The sequence below is a fragment of the Pseudomonas sp. MYb13 genome (genome assembly GCF_002980075.1).
GTDB lineage: Bacteria > Pseudomonadota > Gammaproteobacteria > Pseudomonadales > Pseudomonadaceae > Aquipseudomonas > Aquipseudomonas lurida.
This window is the reverse complement of record NZ_PCQI01000004.1, coordinates 177,463-191,603: the sequence shown is the minus strand read 5'-3', so window position 1 is coordinate 191,603 and position 14,141 is coordinate 177,463. Positions and strand designations below refer to the sequence as shown.

Here is a 14,141-nt window from a genome sequence, read left to right as displayed (position 1 = left end):
CTCTCAGGCGGTCGCCGCCGATTCCAGGAAGTCCTGGGCAAAGCGTTGCAACACGCCGCCCGCCTCGTAGATCGACACTTCTTCGGCGGTGTCCAGGCGGCAAGTCACCGGCACTTCGACACGTTCGCCGTTCTTGCGGTTGATCACCAGCGTCAACTGCGCACGCGGGGTGCGCGCACCGACCACGTCGTAGGTCTCGCTGCCATCGATCTGCAGCGTGTGACGGTCGGTGCCCGGCAGGAACTCCAGCGGCAGCACGCCCATGCCCACCAGGTTGGTGCGGTGGATGCGCTCGAAGCCTTCGGCGGCAATCGCTTCCACACCGGCCAGGCGCACGCCCTTGGCCGCCCAGTCGCGGGACGAGCCCTGGCCGTAGTCGGCGCCGGCAATGATGATCAGCGGCTGCTTGCGCTCCATGTAGGTCTCGATGGCTTCCCACATCCGCGTGACCTGGCCTTCCGGCTCGATCCGCGCCAGGGAACCCTGCTTGACCTTGCCGTTTTCAACCACCATTTCGTTGAACAGTTTCGGGTTGGCGAACGTCGCGCGTTGCGCAGTCAAATGGTCGCCGCGATGCGTCGCGTAGGAGTTGAAGTCGACTTCCGGCAGGCCCATTTTCGCCAGGTATTCACCGGCGGCGCTGTCGAGCATGATGGCGTTGGACGGCGACAAGTGATCGGTGGTGATGTTGTCCGGCAGCACCGCCAGCGGGCGCATGCCCTTGAGCGGACGTGCACCGGCCAGCGCGCCTTCCCAGTACGGCGGGCGGCGGATGTAGGTGCTTTGCGGGCGCCAGTCGTACAGCGGCGCGACTTTCGGGCCGGTGTCTTCGTGGATGGCGAACATCGGGATATACACCGCGCGAAACTGCTCCGGCTTCACGCAAGCCTTGACCACGGCGTCGATCTCTTCATCACTCGGCCAGATGTCCTGCAGGCGGATCTCCTTGCCGTCGGTATCGAGGCCGAGCACGTCTTTCTCGATGTCGAAACGGATAGTGCCAGCAATCGCATACGCCACCACCAACGGCGGCGACGCCAGGAAGGCTTGCTTGGCATACGGGTGAATACGTCCGTCGAAGTTGCGGTTGCCCGAAAGCACGGCGGTGGCGTACAAGTCGCGGTCGATGATCTCCTGCTGGATCACCGGGTCCAGCGCACCGGACATGCCGTTGCAGGTGGTGCAGGCGAAGGCCACCACGCCGAAACCGAGCTTCTCCAGTTCATGGCCCAGGCCGGCCTCTTCGAGGTACATGGCCACGGTTTTCGAGCCGGGCGCCAGGGACGATTTGACCCATGGTTTGCGGGTCAGTCCCAGCTTGTTGGCATTGCGCGCCAGCAGGCCTGCGGCGATCACGTTGCGCGGGTTGCTGGTGTTGGTGCAACTGGTGATGGCCGCGATGATCACCGCGCCGTCGGGAATTTGCCCGGGCACTTCATCCCACTGGCCGCAGATGCCTTTGGAGGCCAGGTCGCTGGTCGCGACGCGGGCATGCGGGTTGCTGGGGCCGGCCATGTTGCGCACGACGCTGGACAGGTCGAAGGTGAGGCCGCGCTCGTATCGCGCGCCCTTGAGGTCATCGGCCCACAAGCCGGTGTGGCGAGCATATTGCTCCACCAGGGTGACCTGTTCGTCTTCGCGGCCGGTGAGTTTCAGGTAAGCGATGGTCTGCGAGTCGATATAGAACATCGCCGCCGTGGCACCGTATTCCGGGGCCATGTTGGAGATGGTCGCGCGGTCGCCCAGGGTCAACGCCGAAGCGCCCTCGCCAAAGAACTCCAACCATGCGCCCACCACTTTCTGTTGACGCAGGAACTCGGTCAGCGCCAGCACCATGTCAGTGGCGGTGATGCCGGGTTGCAGCTTGCCGGTCAGTTCCACGCCGACGCTTTCCGGCAGGCGCATCCACGAGGCGCGACCGAGCATCACGCTCTCGGCTTCCAGGCCGCCGACACCGATGGCAATGACACCCAAGGCATCCACGTGAGGGGTATGGCTGTCGGTACCGACGCAGGTATCCGGGAAGGCCACGCCGTCGCGCACCTGGATCACCGGGGACATTTTCTCCAGGTTGATCTGGTGCATGATGCCGTTGCCAGGCGGGATCACGTCGACATTCTTGAAGGCCTTTTTGGTCCACTCGATGAAGTGAAAGCGGTCTTCGTTGCGACGGTCTTCGATAGCGCGATTTTTCTCGAACGCGTCCGGGTCAAAACCACCGGCTTCGACGGCCAGGGAATGGTCGACGATCAGTTGGGTCGGCACTACCGGGTTGACCTGGGCCGGGTCACCGCCTTGCAGGGCGATGGCGTCGCGCAGGCCGGCGAGGTCGACCAGCGCGGTCTGGCCGAGGATGTCGTGGCAGACCACGCGCGCAGGGAACCAGGGGAAGTCGAGGTCGCGCTTGCGGTCGATCAGTTGGCCCAGGGACGCATTGAGGGTGGCCGGGTCACAGCGACGCACCAGGTTTTCTGCGAGGACGCGAGAGGTGTACGGCAAGGTGGCGTAGGCGCCGGGTGTGATTGCCTCGATAGCCGCGCGGGCGTCGAAGTAATCCAGGCGGCTGCCGGGGAGCGGTTTGCGAAATTCAGTGTTCATCGTCAGGACTCGGTCACGGTAGTTAGGCGGAACGAACCTGCGGCATGGGTCTGGATGAACAGGGTCCCTGTGGGAGCCGGGCTTGCCGCGATAGCGATGTAACTGTCGACACCCGTGTTGAATGTCAGTCAGTCATCGCGGGCAAGCCCGGCTCCCACATTGACCCGGTTTCAGCCATGAAAACCGGTGCCTCAGGTTGATCCCATTCAGCGACGTTCGATTGGCACGAACTTGCGCTGCTCAACGCCGGTGTATTCGGCGCTCGGACGGATGATGCGGTTGTTGGCACGCTGCTCGAACACGTGGGCTGCCCAGCCGGTGAGGCGCGAGCACACGAAGATCGGGGTGAACAGCTTGGTCGGGATGCCCATGAAGTGGTACGCCGAGGCATGGTAGAAGTCGGCGTTGGGGAACAGTTTCTTCTGTTGCCACATGGTCTTGTCGATGGCTTCGGAAACCGGGAACAACACCTTGTCGCCCACTTCGTCGGCGAGTTTTTTCGACCAGCCCTTGATCACTTCATTACGCGGGTCGTTGTCTTTGTAGATCGCGTGGCCGAAGCCCATGATCTTGTCCTTGCGTGCCAACATGCCGAGGGTGCCTTCGACGGCTTCTTCGGCCGAACCGAAACGCTCGATCATTTCCATCGCCGCTTCGTTGGCGCCACCGTGCAGCGGGCCGCGCAAGGAGCCGATGGCGGCGGTGACGCAGGAATACAGGTCGGACAGGGTCGACGCACAGACCCGCGCAGTGAAGGTCGACGCGTTGAATTCGTGTTCCGCGTAGAGGATCAACGAAACGTTCATCACCTTGACGTGCAACTCGCTCGGTTGCTTGCCATGCAGCAAGTGCAGGAAGTGGCCGCCGATGGTCGGCTCGTCGGTCACGCAGTCGATGCGCTTGCCGTCGTGGCTGAAGCGGTACCAGTAGCACATGATCGCCGGGAAGGCGGCGAGCAGCCGGTCAGTGACATCGCGCTGCACGCTGAAGTCTTTCTCCGGTTCGATATTGCCCAGGAACGAGCAACCGGTGCGCATCACGTCCATCGGATGGGCGTCGGCGGGGATGCGCTCCAGCACTTCTTTCAATGCTTGCGGCAGGTCGCGCAGCTTGCTCAGCTTGGCACTGTAGGCAGCCAGTTCGGCCTGGGTCGGCAGTTCGCCGTACAGCAACAGGTAGGCGACTTCTTCAAATTGCGCATCGGCAGCCAGTTCGCGCACGTCGTAGCCGCGATAGGTCAGCCCGGCACCGGCCTGGCCCACGGTGGACAGTGCGGTCTGCCCGGCCACTTGGCCACGCAGGCCGGCGCCACTCAATACTTTTGCTTCAGCCATGTTCGTTCTCCGATCTTGAATTTATTAGGGAGGCGTACCGCGTTACTTTTTCGCGGCAAACAGCGCGTCGAGCTTCTGCTCGAAGGTGTGGTAGTCGATGCGATCGTAAAGCTCCATGCGGGTTTGCATGGTGTCGATCACGTTCTGCTGGGTGCCGTCGCGACGGATCGCGGTGTAGACGTTCTCGGCCGCCTTGTTCATGGCGCGGAAGGCCGAGAGCGGGTACAGCACGATGGAAACATCGGCAGATTTCAACTGTTCGGTGGTGTACAGCGGCGTGGCGCCGAATTCGGTGATGTTGGCCAGGATCGGGGCCTTCACCTTTGACGCGAAGAGCTTGTACATCTCCAGTTCGGTGATGGCTTCCGGGAACACCATGTCGGCGCCGGCTTCGATGCAGGCAGCGGCACGGTCCAGGGCCGACTCCAAGCCTTCGACGGCCAGGGCATCGGTACGGGCCATGATCACGAAGCTGTCATCGGTGCGCGCATCCACGGCGGCCTTGATGCGGTCGACCATTTCCTGCTGGGACACGATTTCCTTGTTCGGGCGATGACCGCAACGCTTGGCGCCCACCTGGTCTTCGATGTGAATCGCGGCCGCGCCGAACTTGATCATCGACTTGACGGTGCGCGCGACGTTGAACGCCGAGGAGCCAAAACCGGTGTCCACGTCCACCAGCAGCGGCAAGTCGCAGACGTCGGTGATGCGGCGCACGTCGGTCAGCACGTCATCCAGGCCGGTGATGCCCAGGTCTGGCACGCCGAGGGAGCCCGCCGCCACACCGCCACCCGACAGGTAGATGGCCTTGAAACCCGCGCGCTTGGCCAGCAACGCGTGGTTGGCGTTGATCGCACCGACCACCTGCAGTGGGTGCTCGCTGGCGACGGCGTCACGGAATCGCTGGCCGGGTGTGCTTTTATTGTTAGAACTCATGACTCACCTCGCTGAGTGGTTGTCTGGGGAGCGCCGTCCGGGAAATGGCGGGCAATGTTGCGTTTGGATGCGCCGATATGCCGGCGCATCAACAGTTCGGCCAGTTCGCCGTCGCGATCGGCAATCGCATCAAGTATGCGGTGGTGCTCGGCGAAGGCCTGGCGTGGGCGATTGGGGGTGGCGGAGAACTGGATGCGGTACATGCGCACCAATTGGTACAGCTCGCCGCAGAGCATTTGGGTCAGGGTGCGGTTGCCGGCGCCTTGAATTATCCGGTAATGAAAATCGAAGTCGCCTTCCTGCTGGTAATAGCCGAGGCCGGCCTGAAAGGCTTCGTCCCGCTCGTGGGTGTGCAGCACCTGGCGCAGCTCTTCGATCTCCGCGTCGGTCATGCGCTCGGCCGCCAGGCGGCAGGCCATGCCTTCGAGCGATTCGCGGATTTCATAGAGTTCGATCAGCTCGGCGTGGCTCAGCGACACCACCCGGGCGCCGACGTGAGGCACACGCACCAGCAGGCGCTGGCCTTCAAGGCGGTGGATCGCCTCGCGCAGCGGGCCGCGGCTGATACCGTAGGTACGCGCCAGTTCCGGCTCGGAGATCTTGCTGCCGGGGGCTATCTCACCTTTGACGATGGCGGCCTGGATACGCCGGAAGACGTTCTCGGACATGGTCTGCGAGTCGTCCTGCGCCACGGCTGTGGATTCCAGCTGATCCAGCATATTGTCGACACCTTTAAAAGCAATGCCGCAAAAACTAGCCAGTTAGCCCCGGATAGTCAAAGAATAAATCCACATTGTCGACAATCGTCTAATAACCCTTGTTGCACCCCATCGGGGCATGGCCGCCTGCCAGCGCTGGCGCCAAAAAAGCATCATGTTAGAATGCGCACCACTTTTGCCTGACATCACTGGATGAAACGGCATACGAGGGAGTTTGCGCAGCAATGCCAGTCGCCTTGAATTGAACATCGCACTGCCGCCTCGGGATCTATGAGACTCAAACCCTTCCTTCTATTGATTTGCCTGTTGGCCGCACCAGGCCTTGGCGTAGCCGCCGAGAAGACCGTGTATGGCCTCAACGAATACGCGCAATTGGCCGGTATCGACCTGGAGGTCGCTGCCAAACTGGACACCGGTGCCAAGACCGCGTCCCTCAGCGCCCGTGATATCAAGCGCTTCAAGCGCGACGGCGAGTCCTGGGTGCGTTTCTACCTGGCCATCGACACCGCCCACTCCCACCCCATCGAACGTCCCCTGGCCCGCGTCAGCAAGATCAAGCGCCGCGCCGGTGACTACGACCCCGATGAGGATAAGAACTACACCGCCCGTCCGGTGATAGCCCTGGATATTTGCATGGGCACCGCTTTACGCAGCATCGAAGTGAACTTGACTGACCGCAGCGCATTCCAATATCCGCTGCTGATTGGCTCCGAAGCCCTGAAACGCTTTGATGCGCTGGTCGACCCCAGTCTTAAATACGCAGCAGGCAAACCTGCCTGCGCCGCCGACGCTCATACCGCCGAGTAAACCGAATGCGCTCTCTGACCCTGCACCTGAAAATCCTGATCGCCATCCTGGTGGTGCTGGGTATTTCGGTCACCGCCTATCAGATCTTCGTGCTGGGGATCCCCGTCACCGAGGACGCCACCGACGACTTGTGGAACATCGATGCCAAGGTCGAGTTCGTCGCCAATCCGAAAGACCCGGTGAAGATCCAGATGTTCGTGCCGCCCTTGAGCCGCGACTTCGTCAGCCTCAACGAGAGTTTCATTTCGAACAACTACGGGGTGAGCGTCAACCGCACCGACGGCAACCGCAAGGTCACCTGGTCGGCACGCCGCGCCAAGGGTAACCAGACCCTGTATTACCGCCTGGTGCTCACCAAGCGTTACAGCGGCGAAAAGGTCAAGGTCAAGGGCCCGACCTTCCGCGACAGCATCGCCGTGGAAGGCCCGGAAAAAATCGCCGCCGAAGCGCTGCTGGCGCCTATCCGCCAGCATTCGGCCGACGTCGAGACCTTTATCAGCGAAGCCATCAAGCGCACCAACAACCTCAACGACGACAACGTGAAACTGTTGCTGGCGGGCGACCCGTCGACGCCGCACAAAGCCAAGATCGTCGAACTGCTGCTGTCCATCGCCCATGTGCCGGTGGAAAAGGTCCACACCATTCGCCTGGTGGCCGACCAGCCGCAAACCCCGGAACTCTGGCTGCGCAGCTTCAACGGCAATGACTGGTTGTACTTCAACCCGGAAACCGGCGAACAAGGCCTGCCGGCCGACCGCCTGCTGTGGTGGACCGGCGATGAAAACCTGATCACCGTCGACGGTGGCAAGAAAGCCATGGTGACCTTCAGCCTGAACAACAGCGAGATGAACGCGATTCGCCTGGCCAAGCTGACCGACGAGAACACCGACGCCAACTTCCTCGAATATTCGCTGTACGGCCTGCCGCTGCAAACCCAGCAGACCTTCATGATCATGGTCATGATCCCGATTGGAGTGCTGGTGATCCTGATCCTGCGCAACCTCATTGGCCTGCAGACCCTGGGCACCTTCACGCCGGTGCTGATCGCCCTGGCGTTCCGCGAGACGCAGCTGGGCTTCGGGATTGCGCTGTTCACGATCATCACGGCGCTGGGGCTGTCGCTCAGGTCGTACCTGGAACACTTGAAGCTGCAGATGCTGCCGAGGCTGTCGGTGGTGCTCACCTTTGTAGTGGTGCTGATCGCGGCCATCAGCCTGTTCAGTCATAAACTGGGGCTGGAGCGCGGGTTGTCGGTGGCGCTGTTCCCGATGGTGATCCTGACCATGACCATCGAACGCCTGTCGATCACCTGGGAAGAACGCGGCGCCAACCATGCGCTGAAAGTGGCGATTGGTACGCTGTTTGCCGCATCCCTGGCGCACCTGATCATGAGCGTGCCGGAACTGATCTACTTCGTGTTCACCTTCCCGGCGATCCTGCTGATCCTGGTGGGTTTCATGCTGGCCATGGGTCGTTATCGCGGCTACCGCCTGACCGAGCTGGTGCGTTTCAAGGCCTTCCTCAAGGCTGACTCGTAATGTTCGGCTTCTGGAAGACCTGGAAAGCCCTCGAAGCGCGGGGGATCATGGGCATCAATCGGCGTAACGCCGACTACGTGCTCAAGTACAACAAGCGCAGCCTGTACCCGATCGTGGATGACAAGATCATCACCAAGGAACGCGCGCTGGCCGCCGGCATCCATGTGCCGGAAATGTACGGAGTGATCTCCACCGAGAAGGAAATCGACAAGCTCGACGACATCATCGGCGGGCGCAGCGACTTCGTGATCAAGCCCGCCCAGGGGGCCGGCGGTGACGGCATCCTGGTGGTGGCGGACCGTTTTGAAGGGCGCTATCGCACGGTGTCCGGCAAGATCATCAGCCACGAAGAGATCGAGCATCAGATCTCCAGCATCCTCACTGGCCTCTACTCGCTGGGCGGCCACCGTGATCGCGCGCTGATCGAGTACCGGGTGGTGCCGGACCAGATTTTCAAAAGCATCAGCTATGAAGGCGTGCCGGACATCCGCATCATCGTGCTGATGGGCTACCCGGTGATGGCCATGCTGCGCTTGCCGACCCGCCAGTCGGGCGGCAAGGCCAACCTGCACCAGGGAGCCATCGGTGTCGGTGTAGACCTCGCTACCGGCTTGACCCTGCGAGGCACCTGGCTGAACAACATCATCACCAAGCACCCCGACACCACCAACGCCGTGGATGGCGTGCAGCTGCCCAACTGGGACGGTTTCATGAAACTCGCGGCCGGCTGCTACGAGCTGTGCGGGCTGGGCTATATCGGCGTGGACATGGTGCTCGACCAGGAGAAAGGCCCGCTGATCCTGGAGCTCAACGCGCGCCCAGGGCTGAATATCCAGATCGCCAACGACTGCGGCTTGACCCTGCGTACACATGCGGTGGAGGCTCGGCTGGAAGCGCTGAAAGCCGCTGGCGTAACGGAAACGCCGGAAGAGCGCGTGAAGTTCGTGCAGGAAATGTTTGGGCATATTCCGCCTGTGGAAGGCTGAAGACCGCATTACCTGTAAGCCGGATCCTACAGTGGAATGCGGTACAATCCCCGCCCCTCTATGCCCATAGCTGATTCGCCGCGCATGCCGACCTGCTCCGTACACCCGCTGCCCTACCGGGCCAACCCCGCCGAGTATTTTGCGGTGATTCGCCACGCGCCTGGTGCCGTGCTGCTGGACAGTGGGCGACCGGCAGCCGAGCGCGGGCGTTATGACCTGCTGAGCGCCTGGCCGCAAACAACCCTGACGGTGTCGCCCGACGAAAGTGGTAGTGATTTCCTGCAACGCTTGCGGGAAAACCTTGCCCAGTTGGGTGATGCGGATTTACCCGACGGTTATGCATTGCCGTTTGCCGGTGGCCTGATCGGCTACCTGAGCTATGACTTCGGTCGCCATCTTGAGCAGATGCCGCACTTGGCCGCAGATGACCTGCACCTGCCGGATGCGCGCTTCGGGCTGTACGCCTGGGCGTTGATCAGTGATCACCAGGCGCAGGCCAGCCAGCTTGTTTTTCACCCCGCACTGGCGGACAGCGAGCGGCAACGCTTGATTGCCTTGTTCCGTCACCCGGTCGCTGGTTCAACCGCCCGTTTCAAGCTCCAGGGCCCCATGGCATCGGACCTTACTGCCGAGCGTTATCGACAAGCGATCGTGCGCATCCAGGACTACATCCAGGCCGGCGATTGCTACCAGGTCAACTTCGCCCAGCGTTTTCGAGCGCCCTGCCTTGGCGATCCATGGGTGGCGTATTGCGCCCTGCGCGAAGCCTGCCCGACGCCGTTCTCGGGGTTCCAGAGCCTGCCGGACGACGGCGCGGTGCTGAGCCTGTCGCCAGAGCGCTTCGTGCGCATCAGCGAGCGCCACGTCGAAACCCGACCCATCAAAGGCACTCGCCCACGTGGCCTGACGCCCGAAGAAGACGCCGCTCACGCCGCCGAACTGCTGGCCAGCCCCAAGGATCGCGCCGAAAACCTGATGATTGTCGACCTGCTCCGCAATGACCTCGGCCGCACCTGCCGCACTGGCTCGGTGAGCGTGCCGGAGCTGTTCAGCCTCGAAAGCTACCCCAATGTGCACCACCTGGTCAGCAGCGTGACCGGCACACTGGCCGATGACAAAGACGCCCTCGACCTGATCGCCGGCAGCTTCCCCGGCGGCTCCATTACCGGCGCGCCGAAGATCCGCGCGATGCAGATCATCGACGAACTGGAGCCCACCCGACGCGGGCTTTACTGCGGTTCGCTGGTGTACCTGGACGTACGCGGCGAAATGGACAGCTCCATCGCCATCCGCAGCCTGCTGGTGAAGGATGGGCAGGTGTGTTGCTGGGGGGGCGGTGGGATCGTGGCGGATTCGCAGTGGGAAGCGGAGTATCAGGAGTCGCTGACCAAGGTGAAGGTGTTGTTACACACGTTGGAAAGCCTGTAGTCGCCACGCCCCTCCTGGTTTTCGGAGGCAAGGCAACGGCCTGAATCAGAACGCCTGTGGACGGCATTCGGGCTGGCATCTGAGATTGACGGCGTTTGCAAGGACCTCATCGCGGGCAAGCCCGGCTCCCACATTTTGATAGGTGAACCCATTCAAGTGTGGGAGCTGGCTTGCCTGCGATGAGGCCATCAGCCCTGCCAAGGCCCCTACTTGATGTGTGAACCCGTTCAAGTGTGGGAGCTGGCTTGCCTGCGAAGGAGCCATCAGCCTTGGCGATAACCTACAGGCTCAAAGACCGATTCGACGCCTTGATGAACGCTTGCTTCAGATCCTCAAACGTATGCACCGCGGGGAATTGCGGGAATTCGCGGATCACGTTCTCCGGCGCATGGAACAGAATCCCACGGTCGGCTTCGCCCAGCATAGTGGTGTCGTTGTAAGAGTCGCCGGCGGCGATCACGCGGTAGTACAGACTCTTGAAGGCCAGCACCGATTGGCGCTTGGGGTCTTTCTGGCGCAGCTGGTAACTGACCACGCGGTCGGTTTCGTCGGTGATCAGGCGGTGGCACAGCAGGGTCGGGAAACCCAGTTGGCGCATCAGCGGCTGGGAGAACTCGTAGAAGGTGTCCGACAGGATCACCACCTGGAAGCGCTCGCGCAGCCAGTTGACGAACTCGATGGCGCCGTCCAGCGGCTTGAGCGTGGCGATCACTTCCTGGATGTCGGCGAGCTTGAGCCCATGCTCGTCGAGAATGCGCAGGCGTTGCTTCATCAGTACGTCGTAGTCGGGAATGTCCCGGGTGGTGGCCCGCAGGGATTCAATACCGGTTTTTTCGGCGAAGGCGATCCAGATCTCCGGAACCAGCACCCCTTCCAGGTCGAGACAGGCAATTTCCACAAGACACTCCCATTTTGAAGTTATTGATTGAGCGAGCAAAAGGACTGCCGAACTCTAGCGATTCAAGCTCGCCGCCGCAACGCAGAGCGGATTTTGATACCATCGCTCCCCTATAGAGCGCTCAGCGCCACTGACCTGTAGGAACCGTCCTGATGAACCAAGCCTTCGACGTCGCTGAACTCGCCGCGACTTACGCCAATAAATCCGCCCAGGATATTCTCAAGCTGGCGTTCAGCCAGTTCGGTGACGACCTGTGGATTTCCTTCAGCGGTGCCGAGGACGTGGTGCTGGTGGACATGGCCTGGAAGCTGAACAAGAACGTCAAGGTGTTCAGCCTCGACACCGGCCGCCTGCACCCGGAGACCTACCGGTTTATCGAGCAAGTGCGCGACTTCTACAAGATCGACATCGAGCTGATCTCGCCGGACCAGAGCAAACTGGAACCCTTCGTCAAAGAGAAGGGCCTGTTCAGCTTCTACAAGGACGGTCATGGCGAATGCTGCGGTGTGCGCAAGATCGAACCACTGCGCCGCAAACTCGCCGGCGTGACGGCCTGGGCCACTGGCCAGCGCCGCGACCAGAGCCCCGGCACCCGCAGCCAGGTAGCGGCGTTGGAGGTCGACACGGCCTTCTCCACCCCGGAACGCACCCTGTATAAATTCAACCCGCTGGCGCAGATGACCAGTGAAGAAATCTGGGGTTACATCCGCATGTTGGAGCTGCCGTACAACAGCCTGCATGAGCGCGGCTTCATCAGCATCGGTTGCGAGCCCTGCACCCGGCCGGTGTTGCCGAACCAGCACGAGCGCGAAGGTCGCTGGTGGTGGGAGGAAGCCACGCAGAAGGAATGCGGGCTGCATGCCGGGAATATCATCAGCAAGGCCTAAAGGCTTGGCGATCAAATAATCAAGGTGGGAGCGGGCTTGCCCGCGAATACGGTGTATCAGTCGATGTAGTCGGTGACTGACACCCCGTCTTCGCGGCCAAGCCCGCTCCCACATTTGTTTTGCATTGGCCGCCGAAGGTGTACACACAGATGTAACCAACGGTGCCATTTATGTGTGCAATTTTTTGTTATCCGCACCATAACGTAACACCTCTATCCGCCCGCCGTTTCCCCCAGTGCATCTCACTCTTCCCATCGCAAAATAAATAGCTGTTCAAACGGTCAATTTATATCGCTTGTAATTCAGATAGTTATTTAAAGAACCTGCAAAGAGGAAATTACCTGCGGTTTTCATAGATCGAAAACTGGCACGCATGTGGCTTAAGGTGAAAAATGCTTTGTATACAATAAATACAAAACCTACATACACTTTGCCATCTGCGGCCTGGCTGCCGATGTGCTGGAGCCTGCCGGAATGCGTCCAAGCCTCTCGAACAACCTCGCACTGGATCTGCCCTCCTCGTCCCTGAACCCCGAAGCGGCAAGTCCTGGCCCGCTGGTGCTCAGCCCGCGCCTGCATAACAAGGACCTGGCGCCCACCAAGGTCGAAGGCCGGCGCTGGGGGCGCTACAGCATCTTTGCCCTGTGGACCAATGACGTGCACAACATTGCCAACTACTCGTTCGCCATTGGCCTGTATGCATTGGGCCTGGGCGGCTGGCAGATTCTGTTGTCCCTGGGCATCGGGGCGGCGCTGGTGTACTTCTTCATGAACCTGTCGGGCTACATGGGGCAGAAAACCGGCGTGCCCTTTCCAGTGATCAGCCGCATCAGCTTCGGCATCCATGGCGCGCAGATTCCGGCGTTGATCCGCGCGGTGATTGCGATCGCCTGGTTTGGTATCCAGACCTACCTGGCGTCGGTGGTGTTCCGGGTGCTTTTGACGGCGATTCATCCAGGCTTTGCCGAATACGACCACAATTCGATCCTTGGCCTGTCCTCCCTTGGCTGGGTGTGTTTTGTGGCGATCTGGCTGGTGCAACTGGTGATCCTGGCCTACGGCATGGAGATGGTGCGCCGCTATGAGGGTTTCGCCGGGCCGGTGATCCTACTGACGGTGGCCTCGTTGGCCGGCTGGATGTATTTCCAGGCGGGCGGCAACATTGCCTGGTCGATCCGCGAACCGCTGAGTGGCGGCGAGATGTGGCGCAATATCTTTGCCGGTGGCGCGCTGTGGCTGGCGATCTACGGCACGCTGATCCTCAATTTCTGCGACTTCGCCCGCTCCTCGCCCTGCCGCAAGACCATCCAGGTCGGCAACTTCTGGGGCCTGCCGGTGAACATCCTGGTGTTTGCCGCAATCACCGTGCTGCTGTGCGGCGGGCAATTCCAGCTCAATGGCCGCGTGATCGAGAGTCCCACCGAGATCATCGCCGCGATTCCGAACACCTTCTTCCTGGTACTGGGCTGCCTGGCCTTCCTGATTGTCACTGTGGCGGTGAATATCATGGCCAACTTTGTCGCGCCGGCCTTTGTGCTGAGCAACCTGGCGCCCAGGTACCTGAACTTCCGCCGCGCCGGGTTGATCAGTGCCACCGTGGCGGTGCTGATCCTGCCGTGGAACCTCTACAACAGCCCGCTGGTGATCGTGTATTTCCTCTCCGGCCTGGGTGCGCTGCTCGGGCCGCTGTATGGGGTGATCATGGTCGATTACTGGCTGATCCGTAAAAGCCAGGTCGACGTACCGCACCTGTACAGCGAAGACCCGAATGGCATTTATTACTACAGCCGCGGCGTCAATTTGCGTGCGGTGGCGGCGTTTATTCCTGCGGCGGTCATCGCCATTCTCCTGGCACTGCTGCCTGGGTTCGCCAGCGTCTCACCGTTTTCCTGGCTGTTTGGCGCTGGTATTGCAGGGCTGCTGTACTTGCTGATCGCCAAGCGCCAGCCGTTCTACGCCGATGTCAGCGGCGAAAGCATTGCAGTCGATAACGTCAGTCATTAATCAAGG

At 61.2% G+C, this 14,141-nt stretch carries 11 protein-coding genes; 6 read left to right on the top strand and 5 right to left on the bottom strand.

Annotation, left to right across the window (positions count from 1 at the left end; genetic code table 11):
* Positions 1 to 3: 3 nt before the first annotated feature.
* The 4 genes from acnD to CQ002_RS10205 all read right to left on the bottom strand — a co-directional run bounded on the left by acnD (position 4) and on the right by CQ002_RS10205 (position 5,587).
* Positions 4 to 2,598 (bottom strand): Fe/S-dependent 2-methylisocitrate dehydratase AcnD, encoded by a 2,595-nt coding sequence (gene acnD / locus CQ002_RS10220; protein ID WP_105162698.1) that lies wholly within the window; start codon positions 2,596 to 2,598, stop codon positions 4 to 6.
* A 206-nt stretch (positions 2,599 to 2,804) separates the two neighbouring features.
* Positions 2,805 to 3,932, bottom strand: a complete 1,128-nt coding sequence (prpC, locus tag CQ002_RS10215) for a 2-methylcitrate synthase (RefSeq protein ID WP_105162699.1) — start codon at positions 3,930 to 3,932, stop codon at positions 2,805 to 2,807.
* Positions 3,933 to 3,974: 42 nt separating this feature from the next.
* Entirely contained in the window at positions 3,975 to 4,868 is an 894-nt protein-coding gene (prpB, locus tag CQ002_RS10210; RefSeq protein ID WP_034108245.1) for a methylisocitrate lyase, read from the bottom strand.
* A complete protein-coding gene (locus tag CQ002_RS10205; RefSeq protein ID WP_034108247.1) occupies positions 4,865 to 5,587 on the bottom strand; it encodes a GntR family transcriptional regulator in 723 nt (240 codons plus the stop codon). The genes prpB and CQ002_RS10205 overlap by 4 nt, the downstream gene beginning before the upstream one ends.
* A 270-nt stretch (positions 5,588 to 5,857) precedes the next feature.
* Here CQ002_RS10205 and CQ002_RS10200 point away from each other — a divergent pair, with 270 nt between their 5' ends.
* The 4 genes from CQ002_RS10200 to pabB all read left to right on the top strand — a co-directional run bounded on the left by CQ002_RS10200 (position 5,858) and on the right by pabB (position 10,346).
* A complete protein-coding gene (locus CQ002_RS10200; RefSeq protein ID WP_034108249.1) occupies positions 5,858 to 6,394 on the top strand; it encodes an ATP-dependent zinc protease in 537 nt (178 codons plus the stop codon).
* Positions 6,395 to 6,399: 5 nt separating this feature from the next.
* Positions 6,400 to 7,932, top strand: a complete 1,533-nt coding sequence (locus CQ002_RS10195; RefSeq protein ID WP_105162700.1) for an inactive transglutaminase family protein — start codon at positions 6,400 to 6,402, stop codon at positions 7,930 to 7,932.
* Positions 7,932 to 8,918 carry an alpha-L-glutamate ligase-like protein gene (locus tag CQ002_RS10190; RefSeq protein WP_033901220.1) on the top strand — a complete coding sequence of 329 codons (987 nt, stop codon included), beginning with the start codon at positions 7,932 to 7,934 and terminating at the stop codon, positions 8,916 to 8,918. The genes CQ002_RS10195 and CQ002_RS10190 overlap by 1 nt, the downstream gene beginning before the upstream one ends.
* A gap of 84 nt (positions 8,919 to 9,002) precedes the next feature.
* On the top strand, positions 9,003 to 10,346 hold the full coding sequence (gene pabB / locus CQ002_RS10185) for an aminodeoxychorismate synthase component I (RefSeq protein WP_105162701.1): 1,344 nt from the start codon (positions 9,003 to 9,005) through the stop codon (positions 10,344 to 10,346).
* Positions 10,347 to 10,626: 280 nt separating this feature from the next.
* On the opposite strand, the gene thrH is transcribed toward pabB, so the two are convergent.
* On the bottom strand, positions 10,627 to 11,244 hold the full coding sequence (thrH, locus tag CQ002_RS10180; protein WP_034108255.1) for a bifunctional phosphoserine phosphatase/homoserine phosphotransferase ThrH: 618 nt from the start codon (positions 11,242 to 11,244) through the stop codon (positions 10,627 to 10,629).
* 152 nt (positions 11,245 to 11,396) lie between these two features.
* On the opposite strand from thrH, the gene CQ002_RS10175 reads away from it, so the two are divergent.
* The gene (locus tag CQ002_RS10175; RefSeq protein ID WP_105162702.1) at positions 11,397 to 12,131 is read left to right on the top strand and encodes a phosphoadenylyl-sulfate reductase; all 735 of its coding nucleotides are present in this window, start codon (positions 11,397 to 11,399) and stop codon (positions 12,129 to 12,131) included.
* Positions 12,132 to 12,605: 474 nt separating this feature from the next.
* Complete coding sequence (locus tag CQ002_RS10170) at positions 12,606 to 14,135, top strand: NCS1 family nucleobase:cation symporter-1 (protein WP_105162703.1); 1,530 nt, start codon at positions 12,606 to 12,608, stop codon at positions 14,133 to 14,135.
* The last annotated feature ends 6 nt before the right edge of the window (positions 14,136 to 14,141 follow it).

Bases quoted from the DNA above. Each gene is read 5' to 3' on its own strand.
- acnD (WP_105162698.1), bottom strand. From the start codon at position 2,598: ATGAACACTGAATTTCGCAAACCGCTCCCCGGCAGCCGCCTGGATTAC.
- prpC (WP_105162699.1), bottom strand. From the start codon at position 3,932: ATGGCTGAAGCAAAAGTATTGAGTGGCGCCGGCCTGCGTGGCCAAGTG.
- prpB (WP_034108245.1), bottom strand. From the start codon at position 4,868: ATGAGTTCTAACAATAAAAGCACACCCGGCCAGCGATTCCGTGACGCC.
- CQ002_RS10205 (WP_034108247.1), bottom strand. From the start codon at position 5,587: ATGCTGGATCAGCTGGAATCCACAGCCGTGGCGCAGGACGACTCGCAG.
- CQ002_RS10200 (WP_034108249.1), top strand. From the start codon at position 5,858: ATGAGACTCAAACCCTTCCTTCTATTGATTTGCCTGTTGGCCGCACCA.
- CQ002_RS10195 (WP_105162700.1), top strand. From the start codon at position 6,400: ATGCGCTCTCTGACCCTGCACCTGAAAATCCTGATCGCCATCCTGGTG.
- CQ002_RS10190 (WP_033901220.1), top strand. From the start codon at position 7,932: ATGTTCGGCTTCTGGAAGACCTGGAAAGCCCTCGAAGCGCGGGGGATC.
- pabB (WP_105162701.1), top strand. From the start codon at position 9,003: ATGCCGACCTGCTCCGTACACCCGCTGCCCTACCGGGCCAACCCCGCC.
- CQ002_RS10175 (WP_105162702.1), top strand. From the start codon at position 11,397: ATGAACCAAGCCTTCGACGTCGCTGAACTCGCCGCGACTTACGCCAAT.
- CQ002_RS10170 (WP_105162703.1), top strand. From the start codon at position 12,606: ATGCGTCCAAGCCTCTCGAACAACCTCGCACTGGATCTGCCCTCCTCG.